This window comes from Pontibacillus yanchengensis Y32 (genome assembly GCF_000770635.1).
Taxonomy (GTDB): domain Bacteria; phylum Bacillota; class Bacilli; order Bacillales; family BH030062; genus Pontibacillus; species Pontibacillus yanchengensis.
In genome coordinates this window covers 23323-47455 of sequence record NZ_AVBF01000032.1, presented here as the reverse complement: position 1 = coordinate 47455, position 24133 = coordinate 23323, and the positions used below count along the sequence as shown (strand labels likewise).

The following is a 24133-nucleotide window of genomic DNA, read 5'->3' as shown; positions in this document are numbered from 1 at the left end:
CATCTTTTCCAACCAGTTAGTAATGGTAATTTTGAAATATATCTCGAATTCAAGTCTTCAAGATTATGCCTCGATTATGGAATAAGTCTAATTATTTACTGATTAGTAATTATAAAAAAAGAAGGGTATCCCCCTTCTCTTTAACTTAAGCGTAAATGTCTGTTTTTTCCTTTTAATATTTGAAAGATACCAAATAACAATAATCCAGCGGAAACTATTCCTAATAACCATTGACCATAGGGTTGTTCTGCTAGCTTAGATAAAGCAGCATCAAGTCCTAATGCCTGACTGGTTTGTGCTCTCATGGCTGTTTGGATAAAGAAATATCCAATCAAACCAAAAACAACACCTCGCGATAATAATCCTAATTTGCCTGTTTTTCTTACCGCTGATTTTTCTTTCTTTGTCATATCACTATAATTGAATTGCTTTTTAAATTTTTCTGTCAATCCTCTATACATCTCATATAATCCATAAAGAATGATTGCTCCACCTACACCCATAATCACATATTGTCCCATAGGTTGAGCTAATACTTTTGCAGTTAATGATTGTTTCGTACTACTACCAGAAGAACCTCCACCGGATTGTAAAGTTCCAATAAGTATAGAAAAAGCTTTCATGGCAAGTGCACCATACATGATTCCACTCAATAAATATCCAATTCTAGAACCAATCCCTTTATTTTCAGGATTTTTAATGAGCTGTATCAATCGCCATACAATATAACCAATTAAACCAATAGCTGTTAACCATAGCAGTATATTACCATATTGTTGTTTCGCTAATGTTTCTAATGCACCTTTTGAACCAGTGGTTTTACCACCAACTCCTAAAGCTGCCATTAAAGATAATGCACCCAAGAGTACATAGATAGCTCCCTTAGCTGTGTAACCAAATCTCGCAAAAGCACGTACCCATGGCTTAACATCTTGTGTTGCTTGCTTTCCCTTTCGTTCAGCTCTTTTTTTGGTTACTTCTACACTACTGTTCATCTTCATCACTCCTTTGCGGTTATTTTACTTTATCAATAAAATAAATCCCCTTTCAGAGGTGAAAACAAACGTACATTTTTTAATATAGGTCAAAGTACATGTAGAAAATTATATAATTACAAACCTTTGACACAGACATACCTATTTGAATTTTCTTTACTAATTATAAAAAAAGCTTGTAGTCCTAGTGACTACAAGCTTTTAAGAATCCATATTAAGTTGCTTGAAGAAGCTCGTTACGTTGCTTTTCAATTTCAGGGTCATTGATATATTCATCATAACTCATATATTTATCGATTACGCCGTTAGGAGTGATCTCAATTATACGGTTAGCAATTGTGTCGATAAACTGATGGTCATGAGATGAGAATAAAATGGAGCCTTTGAAATTCGTTAATCCTTCGTTTAATGCTGTGATGGATTCTAGATCCAAGTGGTTTGTAGGCTCATCTAAAAGCAGAACGTTGGCACCACTAAGCATCATTTTAGAAAGCATACAACGTACTTTCTCTCCACCAGATAATACTTTTGCTTTTTTCTTAACCTCTTCACCGGAGAAGAGCATACGTCCTAAGAAGCTTCTTAAGAACGTTTCTGTTTCATCTTCAGGAGAATACTGACGTAGCCATTCGACAAGATTCTGATCGTTGTCTTCAAAGAAAGCAGAATTGTCTTTCGGGAAGTAACTCTGAGATGTAGTTACACCCCATTTGTATGAACCAGAGTCTGGCTCAATCTCTCCCATAAGAATTTTGAATAATGTCGTTTTAGCAATCTCATTATCTCCAACTAGCGCAACTTTGTCATCTTTATGCATGGTGAAGGATAAGTTATCAAGTACTTTCACACCATCTATTGTTTTAGTAAGATTTTTCACTTCAAGAAGGTCATTACCAATCTCACGATCAGGTTTGAACGCAATATAAGGATAGCGACGGCTAGATGGTTTAATATCATCTAATGTAATCTTATCGAGAAGCTTCTTACGTGAAGTAGCTTGCTTAGACTTGGATTTATTTGCACTAAAGCGCTGGATAAATTCTTTTAATTCTGCTACTTTTTGTTCTTTCTTCTTGTTTTCTTCTTTAGCCATTTTCTGAGCTAATTGGCTTGATTCATACCAGAAATCGTAGTTACCCACGTAGACTTGAATTTTACCAAAGTCAAGGTCTGCAATATGAGTACAAACACTATTTAAGAAATGACGGTCGTGGGAAACAACGATTACAGTACCCTCGAAATTAATGAGGAATTCTTCTAACCATTGAATCGCACGGATATCTAAGTGGTTCGTAGGCTCGTCAAGAAGAAGGACATCAGGATTACCAAATAAAGCTTGAGCAAGCAACACTTTCACTTTCTGAGAACCTGTTAATTCGGACATTTTCTTATTATGAAGATCTTCTTCAATACCTAAACCAGTTAGTAAACGAGAAGCATCAGATTCTGCTTCCCACCCATTCATCTCAGCGAATTCTCCTTCAAGCTCAGCTGCGCGCATGCCATCCTCTTCGCTGAAGTCAGCTTTCATGTAAATTTCATTTTTCTCTTGCATGACTTCGTACAAGCGTTTGTACCCCATGATGACAACTTGAAGTACTTCATATTCTTCATATTCGAAGTGGTTCTGCTTTAACACAGCCATACGGTGGTTAGATTTTAATGAAACCTCACCAGTTTGAGCTTCTATATCTCCGGATAAGATTTTTAAGAATGTTGATTTACCTGCACCATTTGCACCAATAAGTCCATAACAATTGCCAGGTGTAAATTTTATATTAACGTCTTCGAATAATTTTTGGTCACCAAAACGAAGACTTACGTTTGTAGCCTGTAGCATAGTATATAATCCTCCAATTCTATAAAGTTACCACATGAAATTATACCATTGTACTATTGATTAAGATAGACCAATGAAGAAAAACACGTAAACCATAACTTTCACTAGGATTGCCATTTTCAATCAAGTTAAACATTACTATAGATTAAAAAAAGTCCGTTACCCATCATCGCAAAATTTTAAATACTTTGCAACAATAGGCAACAGACCTTCTCATTACTTCTTAACTGAAGAAGCTTACCCATATTTTTATCGCACTCGCTAAAATCAGTGCTGCTAAGATGCCCTGTAATATCTTGGTGTTTATTTTCTTACCAGCATTCGCCCCTAATGGGGATGCAAGTAAGCTAGCTACAATCATAACTGCAGCAGGAAGATATTCCACTTGTCCTGTTGTTACTTTACCAACAGTTGCACCTATTGATGATATAAATGTTATAGCTAGCGAGCTTGCTATCGTCATGCGAGTTGGTATTTTCAGCACAACCAACATAATTGGTACCAAAATGAATGCACCTGCAGCACCGACAATTCCAGCACCTATACCAGTGATAAATGCAAGTGATGCTGCTAACCCTTTATTAAACTTTACTTCTGTTAGATTTTGATCTTCAATACCTTCTTTAGGTACAAACATCATAATTGCAGCAATGGTAGCAAGCAAACCATATACAAGATTTACTGCGCTGTCTGACATCATATTAGAACCATAACCGCCAATAAAGCTCCCAATCAAAATACTAATACCCATATAAAGGATAAGAGATTTATTTAAGTATCCACCTTTACGATATGCCCATACCCCTCCTATGGTTGCAAAAAGCACCTGAACAGCACTGATTCCTGCAACTTCATGAGCTGTAAATGCTGTAAATCCAAGAAGAGGTGGTATATAGAGCAACATAGGATACTTTATGATTGAACCTCCGATTCCCACCATTCCTGATACAAAAGAACCTACGAATCCGATGATAAATATAGTTAATAATAACAAGAAATCCAATTCCATGTTCAACCCCCCAATGTAAAAACTTTTACCATTAATGAATCTATTATTGAATTATGGCTAGTTTCCTAGAGCTAATTTCATTTCTGAGATGAGGGATAAAATGAATAAGAAGGATACGAAATTAACTGTATCCTTCTTAAACATCTTCATTACCCCAGATAGTATTGCTAAGGGTGATAAATTATATAAACAGATTTACATTCCCGTTTTCAGCATCTGCAAGATAAGCAGCAACACCAGCATAAGTGATATCGTCCAACAGTTCAGCCCGTTGGAAGCCAAGTAGGTCCATTGTCATTTGGCAAGCAACAAGATTAATGCCTTGCATTTGAGCCATTTCAATTAGATCTGGTACTGAGCTTGTGTTATGCTTTTTCATTACTTTTTTGATCATTTTAGGACCCATTCCGGCCATATTCATTTTAGATAATCCCATTTTGTCAGCGCCTCGTGGCATCATCTTACCGAACATTTTTTCTAGAAAGCCTTTTTGGGCTTCCACTTTGCCGTCTTTTCGTAAAGCATTTAATCCCCAAAACGTATGAAATATGGTCACCTCATGATCATAAGCTGCAGCTCCATTAGCGATAATGTAAGCAGCCATGGCTTTATCATAGTCGCCACTAAATAGTATAATATTTGTTTTCTTTGTCTCAGACATATTGTGTCCTCCTCTCGATGTTTATTACACTTACACGTACGGGTATATTAAGGCGTTATATTAACCCTTTTGAATATAGAATGTGAATACGCCGTCATCTTCTTTTTGATCAAGTAATTCATGACCAGAAGATTTACTCCAAGCAGCTAAGTCTGCTTTAGCTCCAGCGTCTGTTGTTACAACTTCTAGTACTTGATTGGCTTCTAATTCACCAATTGCTTTCTTCGTTTGAACTAATGGCATTGGGCATGCAAGACCTTTTACATCTAATGTTTTATCAATATTCATAATAATAACCTCCAAATAATTAATTTATAAAGTAAATTTAAATACCTATATGGGTATATTACACCCTGTATTCTATATCGTCAACCCCCGGGGGCATATAGATGGTAAAATTTATTCTAAGCATTTTTGAGCTATCTGTCCCCCAATTGCAAAATTGTTGCGTGCTAGTTCTTTTTGGTTTTATTAATAATTTTGCTATGATGTAGTTGGAATATTTTAAATCAGGAAAGGATCAATTTATGAAGCAATTAATTCTGGTAGGAGCTGGCCATGCGCATCTCCATATTATAAAACAATGGATAGACCATGCTATTGATGAGGTAGAGTTAACTCTTCTGTCCCCTAATGAATACCAATACTATTCTGGTATGTTCTCAGGTTACACAGAAGGATTATATAATATAGAAGACATTCGTATTAACGTAGAATCATTAGCAGAACAAGCTGGGGCTACATTTTACAAAGAGGCAGTTATGTCAGTTGATGGAGCACAAAAAATACTTCTGACGGATAAAGGTAAAGTGCTTAGTTATGATGCAGTTTCTTTTGACATAGGTTCCCTTACTGCGCATACAGAATTACCTGGTGTGAAAGAATACGCGAAGCGAATTAAGCCGAACTATCATTTTCCAGATATGATTAAGGAAATGCAAGAAAGCTCAAATCCTGTCATTGTGGGAGGCGGTGTAGCAGGAACAGAACTAGCATTATCATTGCAAGCTTACCGGCAGAAACAAAATAACCAAGATCCTGTTACTCTAATTTCTAGTTCTGATTATTTATTGGAGAGCCAATCTCAACAAGCATCTAACAAAATAGAACAAATAGTAAGGCAGCGTGAAATATTCGCTCATACTGGAAAAAAAGTTCGGGAGATAAATTCTGACCATATTATTACCGAAACGAATGAGAAAATAAACTACGATGATGTAATGTGGTTAGCTGGTCCTAAAGCACCTGATTTATTTCGTGTTTCTAACTTACCTATTGATCAAGAAGGATATTTACAAGTTGAATCTACTTTACAAGTGAAAGCTTATCCCTCCATTTTTGGTGCTGGAGATTGCGTCACATTAACCAACGCACCAAATCTCCCAAAAAATGGGGTGTTTGCAATTAAACAGGCCCCTGTTCTTTGGGATAATCTTAAAGGATTTTTAACCGAAAGTGATGGTCAACACTATAAACCTCAGAAACATTACTTAGCCATCATGTCAATCGGACATAAAGAAGGATTGTTTTTATATGGTTCTTGGGCGTTTAAGGGGAAATGGGCTTGGAAGTTAAAGCATTACATTGATCAGAAGTTCATTCGATCTTATCAACAGAAGTGAGACAACGATCTAGTAGCCTTCTTCCATAATATTTATAAGCAAAGCTTCTGTGTGGTGAAGTATACCATATAAACGCTTTGCTTTATTTGCCTTTCTTTAGTTTACATAATATTATTATGGTTCACAAAAAAGAGAAGGAGCAGCAATAGCCACTCCTTCTCTTTTTTGTAAAAATGGTATTTATTTATTCCAATTACCGCTGTTATTTTCAACAACTTGTAGTTCTTTCATGCTGGTTGCCATATCACTCTGACAAATTGGACACTTAGGAGTTTCTTGACTCTTGAAGTTATCTCTCATCCATGCATTACAATCCTCGGATGTACACTCCCAGATTTTTAGGTCTTCTTTTTTGACCTCTTGCTGATTCTTTTTTCCAAACGCCATCTGAATGCCTCCTTCGGACTATGATATATGAAAAAGCTACCTCTTAAGGTAGCTTTAATCATTATACTTTAGTTACGTTAGCTGCTTGTGGTCCGCGGTTACCTTCAGTAACTTCAAACTCTACTGTTTGACCTTCTTCTAGAGTTTTGAAGCCTTCTTGGTTGATTGCGCTGAAGTGTACGAAAACATCGTCTTCGCCTTGTACTTCAATGAATCCAAAACCTTTTTCTGCGTTAAACCACTTAACTGTACCTGTTTTCATGAGAGAAAACCTCCATTGCTAATTTCTTAATATGTTTCACTTTCTTTTAAAAAAGAATCACATATTATAAAAAGTACCAACGTTAATTGATTACTCTTTATAATATGTGATCGTGAGCACTTTTCAATTTCCGTAAAATATGAAGCTAATTATTTATTTTTCAATTACATTAATCATACTACTTTAACGTACAGAAGTCAAGTTACAGGAAAAGAACTGTGGAAACTTTCTTAATTTTTTAATACAGAATGAAATGGAAAACCTAAAAAGCCCTATTGAGTATAGAGCTTTTTATCAGGTTCACCACTAGTATATGAATACCTTATTTAAGTTATACATTTTTTATTTATTTTCTGTTAAGCTTAAAAATTCTTCTACATCATTAACACAAATTTCGATCGCGCTTTCCCAAAATGCTTCCTCTGTAAGGTCAACATTAAGGTGTTTTTTAGCGAGATCTTCCACAGACATTCTCCCTGTATCTTGAAGCAAAGAGATATATTGCTCTTCAAAATCAGATCCTGAATTTAGTGCTTTTGCATATATCCCAAGACTGAAGAGATACCCAAATGTGTAAGGAAAGTTATAAAAAGGTACTTCAGTTATATGGAAATGAAGCTTTGAGGCCCAGTAATAAGGTGAATATTCTTCTAAGGATTCACAATAAGCTTCCTTTTGTGCATCCTCGGTTAATTGTTTAAGCTTCTCTACAGAAACTGGTCCTTTCGTTCTCTCTTCATAAAAACGGGTTTCAAAAAGAAAACGGGAATGAATATTCATGAAGAATGCTACACTTCTTTGTATTTTGTCTTCTAATAAATGAAGTCTTTCTTCTTCATTCGGGGCATGTTTAACCGATGCATCTGCCACAATCATTTCCGCAAATGTGGAAGCTGTCTCAGCAACGTTCATTGCATATAATTGATTTAATGGCTCCAATTCATCCATTACATGTTGATGAAAAGCATGCCCTAATTCATGAGCAAGAGTTGCCACATTAGATGGTGTACCAGAATACGTCATAAAAATACGGGTTTGTTGGCTTATAGGAAAGCTTGTGCAAAAACCTCCTGGTTGTTTTCCGCTTCTGTCCTCAGCCTCAATCCAACTTTCTTCAAACGCTCTTTGAGCAAAAGCAGCCATTTTGGGTCCAAAACGCTCAAACTGCTCTTGAATAAAGTGAGCTCCTTCATCATAAGAAACTCTATTCTCACTACTAGAAATAGGTGCTCCAATATCATACCAACTCAATTTTTCAAGACCTAATAAGGAAGCTTTTCGCTCTAAGTATTGAACGAACCTCCCCTTATTTTTATTAATAGCGTTCCACATAGCATTTAATGTCTGCTCATTCATTCGATTAATCTGAAGTGGTTCTTTTAATACATTGTCCCATCCTCTATGTTTATACATTTGCAGACGAAAACCTGATAAATGATTCAAAGTTTCCCCAAATAAATCTTCTTTTTCAGCCCATGCTTTTTGGATTTGATTATATACCTCTTTTCGTTTATCCCGATCAGAAGTGCTTAATTTATTTGCTGCTTGTCCTACAGAAAGTTCTTTCTTTTCACCATTTTCTTCTATTATGACACTCATGCCTCCAACGATACTATCATACATTTCTCCCCACGCATGGTAGCCATCTACTGCTAAATCATTTATCAATGCTTCTTGTTCTAATGGTAATTTTTCTTTAGCCTGTTCTCTTCTTTCATTTAAAATAAAAGATAAATTATTTAAATTCGGTTTATCTAGCATTTCAATCCATGTATTATCCTCAATTTTAGAGAGTTTCTGATCAAATGTTGTGAGACTTGTTGAAAGACTAGCACCTATTTGATTAAGCTTAGCTCGATATAGATTTGCTTTCTTATCATTAACATTCTGAGCACTTAAACAACTTACAAAAGCAGAACTCTCCATGAGTTGTCTTAACGTTACGTTAATATGACCAACAATATTAATAAGTCCTTTTGTTTCATGCGAAGATGTAGGGATTTCCCACTCTTTAACCACGGTATCCAACTCTTTCATCTTTTGATGTGTGTCTTCTATGTACAATGCAAATTCTTCAGAATTACTACCACCTTCAAAAAATACATCTAGATCCCATATTTGGCTATATTGTGTTTTCTTCACAAACAACCCCTCCTTTTTTTCGTCTCTCTAATTATATACATTTTTTAGAAAATTTGCACACCTCAATTGTAATCCACTGCTTTTAAAGAGAAACTACACAACTTATAAAAGGCTGTGTTAAAGTTTGTTGTTGATAGAACATTTAAATAAGTTTTATGTTCTCCCCTAAAATTTGAAACTAAAAAAAGACTATACGTTTTTGTATAGCCTTTATTTGAAGTGAAAGAAAGTATAAAGCCAGACTCTAATAGGTAAGGTTCAGCGTACACTCGTTTCTAAATTCTATTTTCTTGATAAACACATTATGTGTCCAAATCTATCTCACATAAGTGCTAGTAGATTATTGCAACTCAAGTTTCTCATTACTGATATTAAATAAACATAGCTTCCAAGGATGGTTGAGACTCAACAAATCCAACTGCGACCGCATTATATACTTGGTTTTCATTTAACATAACATCTGGGATCATCAGTACAACTTGCTTAGACCCAGCTGGACGTACCTCTAAATCAACTTTAGTAGGAGGAAGAGATTTGTATGGTGTTGACTCCTCAAATCCTACATTAGAAAAGAGAACATCTCCGCCTTTAACGGCAATATCCACACGTGGTGCATCAGGGGATAAATGAATGAAACGTACCTTTGCTTTTCCTTGCTCAGGATATAGATCATCTTGATAAGGAAGTAATTTTAGATTTTCAACTTTTCCTGCCGCAGCTAGTGTAATTGCACTGTTTGCAGGAACATTAACATCTTTAGTTAACACTGCTTCTTGTTGCCCAGTTGCTGTAATCATAATTCGATAATCTCCTGGCATAACAGGAATATAATCACTAATTTGTTTATATGCTACATCTTGTAGAAGTAATTGACCATTCACATAAATATCTACATTGGGTGCATTAGGGGAAGCGTGAAATACTCTTACATAAGATTGTTGTTGGTTATTTCGATATTGTCCATAACCCATTTGCTGTTGTTGTGAATGAATAAGTTGCTGCATACATTCAAAATGTTTCATATAGTACATCATATGTTTTTGAGGATCGATGTACTTATAGTAATCTGCAAGCAATTGATACATACTAGCCTTATGTGCTAGTTCCCTTTCATACTGATTATATGGATTCATCATTTCACTCCTAAGGATTAATAATTTCATTCCCTTTCATCCCTATGAAAGAAAGTCCATGTTCATGCCAGTAAAAGAGGATTATATGCTTATTTTTTAGAATAATTTTGATTAGGGTTTTACAAGCTACTAATAGATGTGGTACATTCTAACAGAATTGATTTTACAACAAGGGAGATGTTCTTTGTGACATTTAAAAAGAAACTAACAGCCATGTTATTTGGTTTAGTACTTGCAATCGGACTAGCTGCATGTGGTAATAGCGAATCTGATGAAAATGCTAATTCTGATAAAAATAATGATGAAAAACAAGAAGATAACAGCGGAGAATCAACTAAAGATGATAGCTCAAGTGAATCAGATAGCAGTGACAGCGAATCGAAAAGCACAAACACTGACATCAAAGAAAGTGGCGATGTAGCAGCTGTTGTAAACGGCGAAGAGATTCCAATGAAAAAGTTCAATGATCAGCTAATGTCTCAGGCAAATCAAATGTCTCAATCTGGACAAGAGCTTAAAGAATCACAAGTAAAACAATTAAAATCTTCAATCATGCAACAACTAATTAACACAGAGTTAATCCTTCAGAAAGCTGAAGAAAATAACATCACAGCATCTGAGAACAAGGTAAAAGAACAGTTCAACCAAATTAAAGAACAAAATGGAGACAACTTCCAAAAGCTATTAGAGCAAAACGATCTTACAGAAGAAGAACTTAAAAACAACATCAAGAAAAACCTTAAAATTCAACAGTTCATCGACAAAAATACTGAAGATGTAGAGGTTACAGAAGAAGAACTTAAAGCTGAATATGACAAGATGAAACAGCAGTATGAAGCTATGAACAAACAAAGTGATAAGGAAATGGAAGTTCCTAAATTTGAAGACGCTAAAAAGAAACTAAAAGATAGCGTTAAGAAGAAGAAGGAAAACGAACAAGTAACTAAACTTCTTGAAGAAATCAAGAGCAATAGTGAAATCGAAAAGAAAGTTAACGTATAAAAAAAGCAGCCATCTTGGCTGCTTTTTTTATTTGTTCTTAGATTATCTCCTCCGCCCTCTTCTTTCTTCTTAAGATGTTTCCTGTTTTTATTCAAAAAACAAGACACACAATTTACTATTGTGTGTCTTGAAGTAATTGGTTATCAAGATACTCTTTTTTATCTCTTAACGTCTCAATGGAGATATCATCTTGCAAGGAATACATTACACCTTCTTCATATTCCTCTATAGATTTCATTATTTGCTTTTTATACATAGAGACATGTTCTTGCCATTGAGCTAAATAATATTCTACTAAGCTTTCCTTTTGACCTAAAATATACTCACCTAATAAAGGTTTTATTTTCACTTGTAACGCTTCTTTCATCGTTTCTTTTTCATTGTTTTCAAAAAAAGCTTTCGTATTTTTGAATAAATTTATTTCTTTTTCAAAATAATCAGGTTTTATATGCTGGAAAGGTTCTTGAATTTGTGGTGTTTCATAAGACTTCTCCTTTGCGTTAGGTAACGAGAGGTCTGTAATGATTCTTTGTGTTTGTTCTTGTAAATCATCCTTTAACTCAGAGACAATCTCATTAAGGAAGGATTCAATACGAATGGAGACTGCACGCACTTCCTGTTTGAGCTCACTAGCTAGTTGCTCTAATAATTCTGAGACAGCTGATTCTAACTGTTGTTTGGCCTGTTTACTATTACCATTAATGGAGGAAGGATTGATATGTTCTTTAAAGAAATCTGTAAACCTCAATAAAAGTCTTTCCTGTATATAGTACGTTTGTTTATCAATTTTCTGTTTAATGGATTGCTCATAACGTGTTGTATCTACAGAACCAATAGTTTCAAGCGTTTTGGAAAGTTGTTGTTTGATATGCTTCTTTCTTTCTTGTTTCGCTTCTTTACTTAAAGATGCTGATTCTATCATATGCTGAATCATATTACTTGCACGATGCAAATCATAGACGATTTCATGTACCAGTAATCCTGTAATTTCTTCATCCATGAAATGAGTAAATGCATCCTCGAAGTAATCTATTCCAGAAGAAGGTAAAACTGGATGATGAGCCACCTGTGAACTTTCTTCCTTTTCCTGCATGGCCATTAAACTTGACACAGGGTAAAGACGAGGGTTTCGAATTCCAAATTGTGTTAACTGTTCACCCATATAATCGGTTACTAGCTGTAAATCTTGTTGATTTTGCGCTAAATCTGCTGCATTAATAAGGAAGAACATTTTATCCATACTAAAGGCATCTTTCACTCGACCAAGTTGATAAAGAAAATCTTGATCAGCTCTTGAAAAAGCATGATTATAATACGTCACAAAAAGGATTGCATCAGCTTGCTTCATATACTCAAATGAAACTTCCGTATGTCTCGCATTAACAGAATCTGCTCCTGGAGTGTCCACCAAGGTAATCCCTCTGCTAGTTAATGGACAATCATAATATAGATTCATCCACTCCACAAAGCAAGATCGAGTTTCATCTGACACATAAGCTGCAAACTTATCAAGATCAACCATAATGGTTTGACCAACGTAATCCTTCATAAATGAGTAACCTTGCTTTATAGCATTAATAAAAGAGAGACGGTTTTGATCAATCGAAGAGAGTTCTCCTTGTTGCATTAAGTCGTTTAACTCTTCCACTACCTTTGTTAACGTATTAGACTTTAATGTATGTTTACCAGATGCAAATTGAATATCTTCTATTAATTGGGATTCTGACTTTACTTTAACTTCGACACTACCATGACCATATTCATCAGTCGACGGCATTATGCGATTAATTGTTGCTGTCGTAGGGTTTGGGGAAACCGGTAAAACTTTTTCTCCTAAAAGTGCATTAGCAAAAGAAGATTTCCCTGCCGAAAAGGCTCCAAACAACGCAACTGTGTAATGTCGTGATTGTAACCTGGCTTTTTTCTCCTCTAACTCATTTAAAATGGTGGCAAAGCCATGTACATCATGTAATGTATCTTTCGCTTGTTTAATTGCCTCTATCGCAGATTCTATCGACAAGGATGTAGTTGAACTGGTATTTTTTTGTGAATATGTTTTATCTGGATCAGGTGCCTTATTCTCTTTTTGTGACTCTTCAATCCACTCTACATGATGAATTTTTGTGTCTCGATGTATTAATGCTTCTGTCGCTTCATCATAAGCTGAGGACCATATTTCTTCTCCATTAATAATAGATGAGTATTCATCTTTTCTTTTTTCTATCGCTTGCTTCTCTTCCTCCATCTCCTTTTTTATTTGCTCATATTCTCTCATAGTACGTTCGAGTTTTTCTTTTTCTTCTATTTCATGACTTGTTTGATTTTGAATACTTTGTTTTACAGCTTCCCATTGTGTTAACGCTTGTTTCTTATAGCGCTGTTTTAAATCATTGACCACATCTTTCGTATAGACAAGTATGTAATCTCCTCCACTACCAGCTCCTGTTTTTATGAGATATTTTAAGTCCTCTCGGTCAAGCGTTATCGTTAAGTTTTGTAAATCTTGTAAAACGTCTTCATCAAATACTTGATAATCTTTAGCAACAGTTAATAATTTATTACGAACAGGCCATTCCATATTCGCTTTCACTTTTTCCACTAAAGCTTCATAGAAAGTGTTGAGACGCTCCTCTCGCTCTTCTTCGGTTTTCTTCTTCGTCATAATAAAGCCAACTTTGAATCCAGAATCCATGGATTCAACAAAAGATCGAGCATGCTCACGAAGGTCATGAGACATAACATAAGCATTGTTCAACGTAGATTGTAACTCTGATAACATGGTTTCTTCAGAATCTTCTGGTCTATTTTCCATCCTTGCTTTTTCTTGTTGAACTTCTTCTACGGCCATTATGTCTGAAGGTTCCAGTCTTTCAAGTTTTAGTTGGGCTTCTTCAATGATAGTGTTTTTTTGTTGCTTATAAGTTTCAAGATGCTCTTGCACAATCGATTTCATGGAATGATGTACTGTATTGTGAACAACATCTTGCTTCTGTTGAATCAGCATGTTTACATCTTGCTGTAATGATCGAAAATCGTTGTTGGTAAGATTTAAATTAAACAATGACGTAAAATATACTCCCTCTGGCTTTATACCCCATATTTCAAGGGAGCGATGTACACTTTCTTTAAATGATGTAAAAGATAACTCTTCTTCCTGATGCTTATCAATTTGATTCACTACAATATAAAGAGGTTTCCCCCTCTTCTTCATTTCAGCTAAAAAGGCTAAATTGACCTCTGATTGAACATGGTTATAATCCATAACATAAAACAAGACATCCACCATATGTAGTGCTGATTCTGTCATAAGACGATCTGCATCATTTGAAGAGTCAATACCAGGGGTATCCATGACACTTACCCCGTCAGGTATTGAGGACAATGGTTTACTTATTTCAATTTCACGGACAGCTTCTCCATCCTTACAAAATGATTGAATGGTGTTTAAGTCATATTCTTGTTCGATTTCTATTGGGTCTTCCTCAGTAAAATAAACACGAGCATACTCTCGACCATTTTTCACTTTTACTAAATTTGCACTTGTTGGGATAGGACTTGAGGGTAAAATTTGTTCGCCGATTAATGTATTAATTAGCGTTGATTTTCCAGCTGAGAAATGTCCAGCAAACCCCATTACAAATTCTTCAGATTGTAGTTTTCCTAATAAATCAAGCGCTTTCTTTGACTGGGTAATATCTCCATGAAGTTGAAATTGCTTATATAAAGTAGATACGATTGGAACTAATTCTGATTGATCCATAGATTGATTTACATTCATTGTGATGGTAACTCCTTTGTTCATTGCATCTTTGTCTATTGTACTGAATTTGCGCAATTTTTGACAGAGTGAACCTTTCTTTTTATATCTTTATTTCTTTGTAATGTATTGTTGTAATGCTTCTAACAATATTTCTTCTACTTGCACTTTTTCTTGTTCAGCAATATCGTCATATTGCTTTAGTAAATCCTTAGGTAGATACAATGTTTTTTGAACTTCATTTGATTGAAACGTGACAGTTTGATTTTCAATCTGCATGTCACCTTTAATGATCGATCGTTGCAATAACTTTATCTCGCGCTCAGCTAAGTGGACTTGACCTAATCGGCATCGTACATAATAATCTCCGAATTCCTGTTCAAAAATTTGTATATTCTTTTCCCCTAGTTGATGTAGTAATTGGAATAATAATTGATATACAGGATGTTGGTAATGTCTAGGAATTGGTATTTGAAATTCGACAAATCCTCTTGTTCGAATATACGGATGATCTTGGAGGTTACTACTATTTCCATCGACATGATCTATTTGGACAAATTCTCCATTAGCAGTTAAGACTTGAAGTGGTTCAACAGACACTACCCTTGCCATAGAGCCTTGTACTAGGACTTCGTCAAAAATATGGACTTCTCGCGAAATTAATCGAATCTTTCGCCCATATTCCCCCATTCGTTTAGCCTGTGCACGTTGTGACAGAAAATTCTTAAAACGTTCAATCTCTTCTTGATGAAACCATCTTCTTCTCCGATTACCAATCGTTACGATCTCACTATTAATTTGTCCCTCTCTTATAAACTGCATAAGATACTGAGGTGTCATCTCTAGCTGCCGAGCAGCCTCCTTAACGGATATCCCAGGAAGCTTAAACACATCCCTTAACCGTCTCACCTCTTCTTCACTGAAACGATAGCCACCATCTCGTCTATATGTATCTAAGTTAATAGGTTCAGTTAATCCCTGTTGAACTAAATACTGGACCTGCCGTTTGCTTTTCCCTAATACGTTAGCTACGTAATCAATAGAATAATACACTTTATCACCTCTTCCATTTCATTAATTTAATACAACGTAATGTATTTGTTTATATAATTGTATCTTAAGATGGAATAATGAGCAATTTTTCTAGGTTTAATACAATTAAGTATGTTATGCTTTCGTTATAGATTTAATTAACTGTAATAGCTTATGTCGATATACGGGAGGCTGATTTCGACATGAATATCTCTTTAACGACAACGTCACTACGTTTGTCTAATCAAGTTGATTGGTTCGACGATACCTTATATAAGCAAGTAATCTCTCATGGTTATCGTAATATCGATTGGTCACACATACCTGATGAATGGCTTTTATACTTATTTCTTCATGAGGAACCTACTCTCGGGAAGAAAAGAAAAATGAATACACTAAAAGAATACTTTCGTGACATTCGTCATTTTCTTTCCTATATACATGATAAAGATTCTTCCGTTCGCCGGATCCATCATGAAGAGCTGGCTCATTATCAACTTCAACTTACCGAGCAAGGGTATAAATCCATGACGCTTCGCCGAAAGACTGCTGTAGTGAAATCCTTCCTCTCCTTCTTGTACCGGAAAGGAATTATACAGGAAGACTTAACCAGAAGTATGAAACAAATTGCAGTTGAAAAAGAGGATCTAGTGAATCGCGACTTTTACGAGGAAGAAGTGCAAGCATTACTAGACTACTTCAAAAAGCATAATTGGTTTATGTACACCATGCTGTTTGTGCTCGTTTCAACAGGGTTACGAATTCAAGAGCTTTCTTCAGCAAAATGGTCTGGGGTTTATTATCATCCAGAAGTTAACCTATATTTTATTACAGTAGTCGGGAAGCGAGACAAAGTACGTGAGGTACCATTATTTGAAGAGGTTTTAGAAGCGTTAACAGAGTTTCGATCAAGAAGAGGTTTTCATAGCACATTGGAAGATGATGGCACTGCATTGTTCCCAAAACCAAATGGAGATGCCTACCATTATAAATATTTAAGTAATGAATTTACGAACCAAATTAATCATTTAGCAAATACCTTCTCTTTTATCAAGAGACGTATCGACATGGAAAAACAAATGAAAAATGAGGGGAAGTCTATTAAATTTAAAATCACTCCCCATACATGCCGGCATTACACTGCTGCTTATTATTTAGCTAAGGGAGCAGATTTAAAAGCAATACAAAATTTGCTAGACCATGAATCTTCCTCTACGACGGATAACTACCTACGTCGTACAAGAAAATTCCATGAACATGCAGCTGTTAAAATTGGAGGTCAGTTTATGAAAAATAACCAATAGACCAAGAATCTGTAACAGATTCTTGGTCTATTTAAGTTTACATAATATGATTATGGTTAATTTTATTCTTTTGTGAATTTTTAGACTTATTTCTTTACACCGTTACGGTAACGTGCTAAACTCTGTGTATAATACGTTAAAAGTTATGAAGAAGACAGATTTTTGGTTTGTTTTTCAGAGAGTCGATGGTTGCTGTGAATCGATAAACATCCTTAAATTGAGCACTTCTGAGCTGGTATCTGAACAAAGTAAGCATACCCGGTTCCCCACCCGTTATCGTGTCTGAGATCGCTCCCATGTTTTGAGCGTATCAAGGGTGGTACCGCGTAATACACGCCCCTTGCTATTCATAGCGAGGGGTGTTTTTTGTATCAAAACAAGCTATAAAATGAGGAGGAAGAAAATGCTACACAATCAATCTTTCTTAAGAACTCCAGGGCCAACACCAATTCCACAACAAGTAACCCATGCAATGAATCAACCTATGATTGGCCATCGTAGTCAATCATTCGCTCAGTTATTTAAAGGTACTAGCGAACGTTTGAAACCTATATTCGGCACAGAGCAACCTGTTTACACATTGACATCAAGTGGCACAGGTGCACTAGAAGCTGCTGTACTGAATGTCACTAAACCAGGTGATGAGATAATCTCTGTTGTAGCAGGCGCCTTTGGCGACCGATTTGCCTCCATTTGCGAACATCATCAATTAGTTACCCATCGAATTGAAGTTCCATGGGGAGAATCGGTTGATCAACAAGAATTAATCTCTACTCTGCATGCACATCCGAATGCTAAAGCTGTTGTAATGACATATAATGAAACATCAACTGGTGTCATGCAGCCAATTCAAGAGCTAACAAAAATCGTACATGACCACTCTTATGCCTTAGCCTTAGTTGACGGAGTAAGTTGTATCGGAGCTGTACCTGCCCAAATGGATGAATGGGGTATTGATATACTAGTAACAGGCTCTCAAAAAGCAATGATGCTCCCTCCTGGCCTTGCGTTCATTTCAGCAAGCGAACGTGCTTGGGACGTTATTGAGCAAGTTGACTCTTCTTCCTTTTATTTTGATTTAAAAGCCTATCATAAACAGTATGAAAATGGGATGACCCCTTATACTCCAGCTGTTTCTCTAATCCAGGGGTTAAAAGAAGTATGTACCATGCTCGAGGAAGAAACGTTAGAAAAAGTGTATAAACGACATGTAGTAATGAAAGATATGACTCGCGCCGCATTCCGTGCTTTAGGGCTACCCCTTTTAACATCTGATCAAGATGCATCTCCAACTGTAACAGCCGTTAAAGCTACGGAAGGGTTAAAAGTAGATGAATTCCGTAACCATGTAAGAGATCGTTATGGTTTATCACTTGCTGGTGGTCAAAAGAAACTAAAAGGAGAGATTTTCAGAGTTGGTCATATGGGCTACTGCTCCCCTATAGATGTTCTAACTACTTTATCTATTATTGAAATGGGATTAGTCGATTGCGGTATTTCTATTGAATTAGGCGCAGGTGTAAAAGCTGCCCAGGAGGTGTATATCAATGACGTTTCAAATTCTAGTAAGTGATCCAGTAAACCAAGAAGGCTTAGAGCCGCTCTTATCTAATCAAGAAGTCAATGTTGATCAAAAAACCAACTTATCTGAGGAAGAATTACATGAATTAATACCTCAATATGATGCACTAATTGTACGTAGTCAAACGACTGTAACAGCTTCTTTAATTGAAGCTGCATCCCAATTAAAAGTGATTGGTCGTGCTGGTGTCGGAGTAGATAATATTGACCTTGATGCCGCTACTGAAAATGGGGTTATTGTAGTTAACGCACCAGATGGTAATACCATGTCTACTGCAGAGCATACATTTGCCATGATGATGTCTCTTGCGCGTCATATTCCTCAAGCCTACCAGTCATTAATGAATGGCAAATGGGATCGTAAGTCGTTCAAAGGTGTGGAACTTAATAAGAAGACACTTGGTATTGTCGGAATGGGTAGAATTGGAACAGAAGTTGCTCAACGCGCAAAAGCATGTAACATGAGCATTGTAGCTTATGACCCATTCTTAACTGAGGAACGCGCTCAGAAACTAGGCATTTCAAAAGGAACGCTGGATGATATTTATGAACAAGCAGATTTCATTACCGTCCACACTCCACTAACAAAAGACACGAAGCATATGATTGATGAGCAAGCATTTGCAAAAATGAAGAATGGAGTTCGTATCCTGAATTGTGCCCGTGGTGGTATTATTGAAGAAAATGCCCTTCTCGAAGCTATTGAGGATGGAAAGGTAGCAGGGGCTGCTTTGGATGTATTTGAAGAAGAACCTGCAACTCATCACCCACTTCTTTCTAAACCAGAAGTAATTGCAACCCCTCACCTAGGTGCTTCAACAGAAGAGGCACAAACGTTAGTTGCTTATGATGTAAGTGAGGAAATCCTTCGTATCCTTAAAGGGGAACCATTTAAGAATGCTGTTAATATGCCTTCCATTTCCTCTGAGGTTCGAGAAGTTCTGGAACCATATTATTATCTCGGTGAGAAACTCGGTGAAATGGCCATACAGCTTGTACTAGAAGCACCGACGAAAGTAACGATCACCTATGCAGGTGAACTTACAGACTATGACACATCCTCTCTTACAAGAAATGTAATGAAAGGTCTATTAAGCTATCACCTAGGGGATAAAGTGAATGTTGTTAACACATTCCATATGGCTAAATCGTATAACCTCTCCTATTCTGTAGAATATTCAGGTTCTGCGCAAGATTTCACTAATCTGATTACTGTTTCTATTGAAACAAAACGAGGTACGCGTACTATTTCTGGAACAATGTTAACTGGATATGGACCAAGAATCATTAAGATCGATGACTACTCCATCGACATTGCACCTGATACTCACCTACTCTATATCCAACATCGAGATACTCCAGGTATGATTGGACTTGTAGGTACAACACTTGGTAAGCATGATATCAACATCGCTACCATGCAGGTTGGTCGTAAAGAAGAAGGCGGAGACGCTATCATGATGCTAGCAATCGATCGACCAACAGATCAGAATGTATTCCATGACTTAGGACTGATTGAGAATATAACTTCTGTTAAAGACATTCATTTATAAACAACTAATAAATACCGCATAGACCTCTTTGGTGTGTCTATGCGGTATTTTCATTAACCGTTAAACTGCTCGTATAAACTTGAAAGATGATACGTATTGTTTCACTCTCACCTAATACAATTGATAATATTCAAGTGTTGTACTAGGATTATGAAACTAAACTTCAATATAGGAATAATAGTGTTCTTCATAGTTTTTCAATTCATCTTTTAATATAGCTTCAATTTGAAATGTACTTACTACGAATACAGCTACACCAAAACCAATTCCATAATAAACCATACCCAAGAAGTTTATACTTTCACTGTTAGATACAAAAAAGCTACTTATAATTATAAATAAAGCAATAGCTCTAGTTACTCTAAAAGCGGTTAACGTACTCATCAGTAACTAGCTCCCTTTTTTAAAGATAATCATCTCACTCGCAATTAATCCCAATAAGAAAATTAATATGAAATGTTAAATAGATTCTTTATTTCTTTTAATAATCCATCATGTTTTTCTATTGTAATGAGGTTTTCTTTTGGTGAATTAAAATCTTTATAAGGGAAAATGAAAGTTCCATTATCTAAAACATAAAAAGCAAACGGTGCTTTCCCATATTGATTTTCACCTTCAGAAAAAACAAACATATAAGTATCAGAAGACTTCATCTTTTCGAATGTTCCTTCTGATTGTGTCTCCTTCACATTAAGTCCTTCTACCATAGTCAGAACTTGTTCTATTTTTTGTTTATCATTCACTTTTTTAGTCATTTATTGAGAGGAAGAATTCCCTTCCACTTTTTGGATGAAAAAATTGGCTAAACCTTTATCCTCTATTTCAATAGCTCGCTCATTTTCCGAACAAGCACTTAATAAAAAGACAAAGATTGTTAAACTGGATACTAGTTTACTAATAAACCTCTCCCTTTCATACTTTAGAACTTGATTTTGATAATCTTTCCACAAATTTGTAGAGAGTATCTCTTTAAGCTTCGTTCTCTCATCATCGAACAGCTTATTAATTTCAGGTTTGTCTCGATATCCATCTTATCTTCTGATGTAGTAGCATTTATTATAACTCCTTTTCCCATAAGTAATACCAGACAAAACTCTATGCTATACAATATAATTATTTCTGATAGATTACAAACTCCTTCTTCTAGCAATTTTAATATTAATTAAATAAACGTATAAATAAACCCAAGCAATCGTCATCACGATCACTTGGGTCCCAAAATTATAACCTTAAAGAATTCCAATCGCTGCAAGAAAGATTACTACTGCAACGGAAATAATCGGAATAAGAACAGCTACAACGAAAATATCCTTGTAGCTATCTTTGTGGGTCATTCCTGTAATGGCAAATAGCGTTAAGACTGCACCGTTGTGCGGTAATGCATCGAGTCCACCTGAGGATAAAGATGCGATACGGTGGAATGCTTCTGGACTTACTCCAGTATTTTGTGCTATCTCATAATATTTAGATCCTAGTGCTTCAAGAGCAATTCCCATTCCTCCTGATGCAGAGCCTGTCGCTCCTGCTAGAATGTTGACCGATATTGCCTCTGATATTAATGGGTGGCCTTTTACGCCCATTAATAATTCTGTTAAGCGTTCAAATCCTGGTACTTCACGAACTACTGTACCAAACCCTACGGCTGCACTTGTATTAATAATAGCAATAACAGAACCGCTTGCACCGCTATTCATAGCTTGGATGAAACGCTTGTATTTCGGAATATTTAAGATCATGATTAAAAGAATTCCAGCAATCAAAGCTGTTACGACATCAACCTGAAAAACGTTAAGTGTAATCAAGACAGTTAAAAGAGGTAAAAACGATAATAGCCAATGAGGAGTTTTGTCTTCGGCTTCTGTATTTTTATCATCTTTTGGTTCTGTGAACGTTTCTCCATTTTCTCTTAACTTTCTTTCTTGTCTACGTAAATATAAGTAACCGCCAACCGACATAATAATCGCTGCTATAATTCCCATTACTGGTGCAGCAGTTGCGGTTGTGTTGAAATAATCCATTGGAATCAGGTTTTGTATTTGTGGTGAACCTGGAATTGCTGTCATGGTAAACGTAAACGCGCCTAATGCAACTGTAGCTGGTATAAGCTTACGACTTACATTTGCTTCTCTAAATAACGAGATTGCTAAAGGATAGACTGCGAATACTACGACAAACAAACTAACTCCGCCATAGGTAAGAACAGCAGCTGAAGCTAACACCCCTAAAATAGCACGCTGTGTTCCTATTACTTTTGTCATTGCTACTGCAACGGACCTTGCCATACCTGTATCCTGCATTAATTTACCAAATATAGCACCTAGCATAAACACAGGGAACCATGATTTCGCAAAGTTAACAAAACCACCCATATATGTATCTCTATAGGCTTCTAGTAAATCGAGTCCTCCTGTTAACGCAACAATTCCTGCTGCAATGGGTGCCACCCATATAATGGACCAACCTAAATAAGCAAGCACCATTAGTGCGGCTAGCCCAAGAAATATTCCAAACATGATAAATCCCCCTAAGTCTAATTGAATCTTTTATCAAGAATACTAAGAGCAATCCGAGTAGTAACATATATGCAAAAACCTAATGGACTTAAGGAGGTATTGTAAGCATATATGCTACTAGACACGGTATCTATCTCCTTATAAATGTTGTTATCGCTTACATACTTTCTACAACCATCGCAATGCCTTGGCCCCCACCAATGCATAGTGATGCTACCCCATATTTTTCATTTCTACGTTTTAATTCCTTCAACAACGTGTAGAGTACTCTCGTACCACTTGCACCTACAGGATGTCCAAGTGCAATAGCTCCACCATTAACATTAACTTTATCACGATCAAGTCCTAACTCTTTTTCGACGGACAAGTATTGTGCTGCGAAAGCTTCATTTACTTCGATTAATCCCATATCCTCTAAACTAAGATCAGCTTTTTGTAAGGCTTGTTTGATAGCAGGAGCCGGACCAATTCCCATATGGGAAGGATCAACACCAGTTACTCCCCAAGAAACAATTCGAGCAAGCGGTGTTACTTGTTTGGATTCAACAAATTCTTCACCCGCTAAAACTACAGCGCCTGCACCATCATTAATCCCACTAGCATTGCCACCTGTTACAGATCCATCTTTCGTAAAAGCAGGTTTTAAGTTTGCTAATGTTTGAGAAGTTGTATCTCCACGGATATGCTCATCAACATCAACGACCTTTGTACCTTTACGAGATTTTATTTCTACTGGTGCTATTTCTTCTTTAAACTTTCCTTGTTCTGTAGCCGCTGCTGCTCTTTGATGACTTCTTGTAGCATACTCATCTTGAGCTTCACGAGATATATCATATTTATGAGCAAGATTTTCCCCTGTTACGCCCATCAATTCACCAATATAATCATCTGTAAGAGCTGCCCAAAGCATGTCATCCATTTGTGGTGTTCCTAATTTAGTACCAAAACGGGCACCTCTTAATGCATGTGGAGCAAGGCTCATACTATCTACTCCACCTGCTAGAGCTACACTACCTTCTCCAAGCATGATGGATTGAGCGGATGAAATAACAGACTGAAGGCCAGAGCCACATAAACGGTTAACTGCAAGTGCTGGACTTTCAATAGGAATTCCTGATTCTAAGGCAATATGCCTTGCTAAATAAGGGGCATTCTTCGATGAGTGAATAACATTCCCCATAATGGAAAAATCAACATCCTCACTAGAAATACCACTTCTTTCGATTGCGCTCGTACTTACCGTTACACCCAATTGAGTTGGATCTACATCTTTTAATGCTCCACCAAAGGATCCAAAAGGGGTTCGTGCGCCTTCTAAAATATAAACATTTTCCATGCTG

Annotated in this window: 20 protein-coding genes and 1 other annotated feature; of the genes, 5 read left to right on the top strand and 15 right to left on the bottom strand. The window is 36.2% G+C overall.

Annotated elements, in window-relative coordinates:
* Window positions 1-140 precede the first annotated feature (140 nt).
* The 5 genes from N782_RS12290 to N782_RS12270 form a co-directional block, all read right to left on the bottom strand.
* Window positions 141-995: a DUF1206 domain-containing protein gene (locus N782_RS12290; RefSeq protein WP_036820303.1), complete on the bottom strand. Its 855-nt coding sequence runs from the start codon at window positions 993-995 to the stop codon at window positions 141-143.
* A gap of 214 nt (window positions 996-1209) precedes the next feature.
* The gene (locus N782_RS12285; RefSeq protein ID WP_036820301.1) at window positions 1210-2835 is read right to left on the bottom strand and encodes an ABC-F family ATP-binding cassette domain-containing protein; all 1626 of its coding nucleotides are present in this window, start codon (window positions 2833-2835) and stop codon (window positions 1210-1212) included.
* A 223-nt stretch (window positions 2836-3058) separates the two neighbouring features.
* On the bottom strand, window positions 3059-3844 hold the full coding sequence (locus tag N782_RS12280) for a sulfite exporter TauE/SafE family protein (RefSeq protein WP_420805594.1): 786 nt from the start codon (window positions 3842-3844) through the stop codon (window positions 3059-3061).
* 181 nt (window positions 3845-4025) lie between these two features.
* On the bottom strand, window positions 4026-4505 hold the full coding sequence (locus N782_RS12275) for a DsrE/DsrF/DrsH-like family protein (RefSeq protein WP_036820299.1): 480 nt from the start codon (window positions 4503-4505) through the stop codon (window positions 4026-4028).
* 60 nt (window positions 4506-4565) lie between these two features.
* A complete protein-coding gene (locus N782_RS12270; protein ID WP_036820297.1) occupies window positions 4566-4793 on the bottom strand; it encodes a sulfurtransferase TusA family protein in 228 nt (75 codons plus the stop codon).
* A gap of 239 nt (window positions 4794-5032) precedes the next feature.
* On the opposite strand from N782_RS12270, the gene N782_RS12265 reads away from it, so the two are divergent.
* Window positions 5033-6127, top strand: coding sequence for an FAD-dependent oxidoreductase (locus N782_RS12265; RefSeq protein ID WP_036820296.1), 1095 nt, complete (start codon window positions 5033-5035; stop codon window positions 6125-6127).
* 180 nt (window positions 6128-6307) lie between these two features.
* On the opposite strand, the gene N782_RS12260 is transcribed toward N782_RS12265, so the two are convergent.
* From N782_RS12260 to N782_RS12245, 4 genes are all read right to left on the bottom strand, one after another.
* Window positions 6308-6514 carry a cold-shock protein gene (locus N782_RS12260; protein ID WP_202595695.1) on the bottom strand — a complete coding sequence of 69 codons (207 nt, stop codon included), beginning with the start codon at window positions 6512-6514 and terminating at the stop codon, window positions 6308-6310.
* Window positions 6515-6575: 61 nt separating this feature from the next.
* Window positions 6576-6776: a cold-shock protein gene (locus tag N782_RS12255; RefSeq protein WP_036820291.1), complete on the bottom strand. Its 201-nt coding sequence runs from the start codon at window positions 6774-6776 to the stop codon at window positions 6576-6578.
* Window positions 6777-7118: 342 nt separating this feature from the next.
* On the bottom strand, window positions 7119-8918 hold the full coding sequence (locus N782_RS12250) for a M3 family oligoendopeptidase (protein WP_036820288.1): 1800 nt from the start codon (window positions 8916-8918) through the stop codon (window positions 7119-7121).
* A 371-nt stretch (window positions 8919-9289) separates the two neighbouring features.
* A complete protein-coding gene (locus N782_RS12245; RefSeq protein WP_052111318.1) occupies window positions 9290-10051 on the bottom strand; it encodes a DUF4397 domain-containing protein in 762 nt (253 codons plus the stop codon).
* A 186-nt stretch (window positions 10052-10237) separates the two neighbouring features.
* Between N782_RS12245 and N782_RS12240 the strand changes: the two genes are divergently transcribed.
* A complete protein-coding gene (locus tag N782_RS12240) occupies window positions 10238-11053 on the top strand; it encodes a SurA N-terminal domain-containing protein (RefSeq protein WP_036820286.1) in 816 nt (271 codons plus the stop codon).
* 115 nt (window positions 11054-11168) lie between these two features.
* Here the strand turns inward: N782_RS12240 and N782_RS12235 are convergent, their stop codons facing one another.
* Complete coding sequence (locus N782_RS12235) at window positions 11169-14888, bottom strand: dynamin family protein (protein ID WP_237582653.1); 3720 nt, start codon at window positions 14886-14888, stop codon at window positions 11169-11171.
* 33 nt (window positions 14889-14921) lie between these two features.
* On the bottom strand, window positions 14922-15863 hold the full coding sequence (locus N782_RS12230; protein ID WP_036820280.1) for a MerR family transcriptional regulator: 942 nt from the start codon (window positions 15861-15863) through the stop codon (window positions 14922-14924).
* A gap of 182 nt (window positions 15864-16045) precedes the next feature.
* Here N782_RS12230 and N782_RS12225 point away from each other — a divergent pair, with 182 nt between their 5' ends.
* The 3 genes from N782_RS12225 to serA all read left to right on the top strand — a co-directional run bounded on the left by N782_RS12225 (window position 16046) and on the right by serA (window position 20280).
* Window positions 16046-17146, top strand: a complete 1101-nt coding sequence (locus tag N782_RS12225; protein WP_052111317.1) for a tyrosine-type recombinase/integrase — start codon at window positions 16046-16048, stop codon at window positions 17144-17146.
* Window positions 17147-17282: 136 nt separating this feature from the next.
* Window positions 17283-17490 (top strand) — a binding site (T-box leader).
* Between the two features lie 59 nt (window positions 17491-17549).
* Window positions 17550-18719, top strand: coding sequence for a pyridoxal-phosphate-dependent aminotransferase family protein (locus tag N782_RS12220; protein ID WP_036820277.1), 1170 nt, complete (start codon window positions 17550-17552; stop codon window positions 18717-18719).
* Window positions 18694-20280, top strand: a complete 1587-nt coding sequence (serA, locus tag N782_RS12215; RefSeq protein WP_036820273.1) for a phosphoglycerate dehydrogenase — start codon at window positions 18694-18696, stop codon at window positions 20278-20280. Before N782_RS12220 ends, serA begins: the two co-directional genes overlap by 26 nt.
* Window positions 20281-20436: 156 nt before the next feature.
* Here serA and N782_RS12210 read toward each other — a convergent pair whose 3' ends face one another.
* The 4 genes from N782_RS12210 to N782_RS12190 form a co-directional block, all read right to left on the bottom strand.
* Window positions 20437-20664, bottom strand: coding sequence for a hypothetical protein (locus tag N782_RS12210; RefSeq protein ID WP_036820271.1), 228 nt, complete (start codon window positions 20662-20664; stop codon window positions 20437-20439).
* A 62-nt stretch (window positions 20665-20726) separates the two neighbouring features.
* Entirely contained in the window at window positions 20727-21035 is a 309-nt protein-coding gene (locus N782_RS12205) for a hypothetical protein (protein WP_036820269.1), read from the bottom strand.
* A gap of 474 nt (window positions 21036-21509) precedes the next feature.
* Window positions 21510-22793 carry a GntP family permease gene (locus N782_RS12195; RefSeq protein WP_036820263.1) on the bottom strand — a complete coding sequence of 428 codons (1284 nt, stop codon included), beginning with the start codon at window positions 22791-22793 and terminating at the stop codon, window positions 21510-21512.
* Between the two features lie 157 nt (window positions 22794-22950).
* Entirely contained in the window at window positions 22951-24129 is a 1179-nt protein-coding gene (locus tag N782_RS12190; RefSeq protein ID WP_036820260.1) for an acetyl-CoA C-acetyltransferase, read from the bottom strand.
* Between the last annotated feature and the right edge of the window lie 4 nt (window positions 24130-24133).

Excerpts from the sequence above, each read along its gene's own strand:
- N782_RS12225 (WP_052111317.1), top strand. The coding sequence starts at position 16,046 with ATGAATATCTCTTTAACGACAACGTCACTACGTTTGTCTAATCAAGTT.
- N782_RS12245 (WP_052111318.1), bottom strand. The coding sequence starts at position 10,051 with ATGAATCCATATAATCAGTATGAAAGGGAACTAGCACATAAGGCTAGT.
- N782_RS12270 (WP_036820297.1), bottom strand. The coding sequence starts at position 4,793 with ATGAATATTGATAAAACATTAGATGTAAAAGGTCTTGCATGCCCAATG.
- N782_RS12290 (WP_036820303.1), bottom strand. The coding sequence starts at position 995 with ATGAACAGTAGTGTAGAAGTAACCAAAAAAAGAGCTGAACGAAAGGGA.
- N782_RS12265 (WP_036820296.1), top strand. The coding sequence starts at position 5,033 with ATGAAGCAATTAATTCTGGTAGGAGCTGGCCATGCGCATCTCCATATT.
- N782_RS12205 (WP_036820269.1), bottom strand. The coding sequence starts at position 21,035 with ATGACTAAAAAAGTGAATGATAAACAAAAAATAGAACAAGTTCTGACT.
- N782_RS12275 (WP_036820299.1), bottom strand. The coding sequence starts at position 4,505 with ATGTCTGAGACAAAGAAAACAAATATTATACTATTTAGTGGCGACTAT.
- N782_RS12195 (WP_036820263.1), bottom strand. The coding sequence starts at position 22,793 with ATGTTTGGAATATTTCTTGGGCTAGCCGCACTAATGGTGCTTGCTTAT.
- serA (WP_036820273.1), top strand. The coding sequence starts at position 18,694 with ATGACGTTTCAAATTCTAGTAAGTGATCCAGTAAACCAAGAAGGCTTA.
- N782_RS12285 (WP_036820301.1), bottom strand. The coding sequence starts at position 2,835 with ATGCTACAGGCTACAAACGTAAGTCTTCGTTTTGGTGACCAAAAATTA.
- N782_RS12255 (WP_036820291.1), bottom strand. The coding sequence starts at position 6,776 with ATGAAAACAGGTACAGTTAAGTGGTTTAACGCAGAAAAAGGTTTTGGA.
- N782_RS12210 (WP_036820271.1), bottom strand. The coding sequence starts at position 20,664 with ATGAGTACGTTAACCGCTTTTAGAGTAACTAGAGCTATTGCTTTATTT.
- N782_RS12260 (WP_202595695.1), bottom strand. The coding sequence starts at position 6,514 with ATGGCGTTTGGAAAAAAGAATCAGCAAGAGGTCAAAAAAGAAGACCTA.
- N782_RS12190 (WP_036820260.1), bottom strand. The coding sequence starts at position 24,129 with ATGGAAAATGTTTATATTTTAGAAGGCGCACGAACCCCTTTTGGATCC.
- N782_RS12220 (WP_036820277.1), top strand. The coding sequence starts at position 17,550 with ATGCTACACAATCAATCTTTCTTAAGAACTCCAGGGCCAACACCAATT.
- N782_RS12280 (WP_420805594.1), bottom strand. The coding sequence starts at position 3,844 with ATGGAATTGGATTTCTTGTTATTATTAACTATATTTATCATCGGATTC.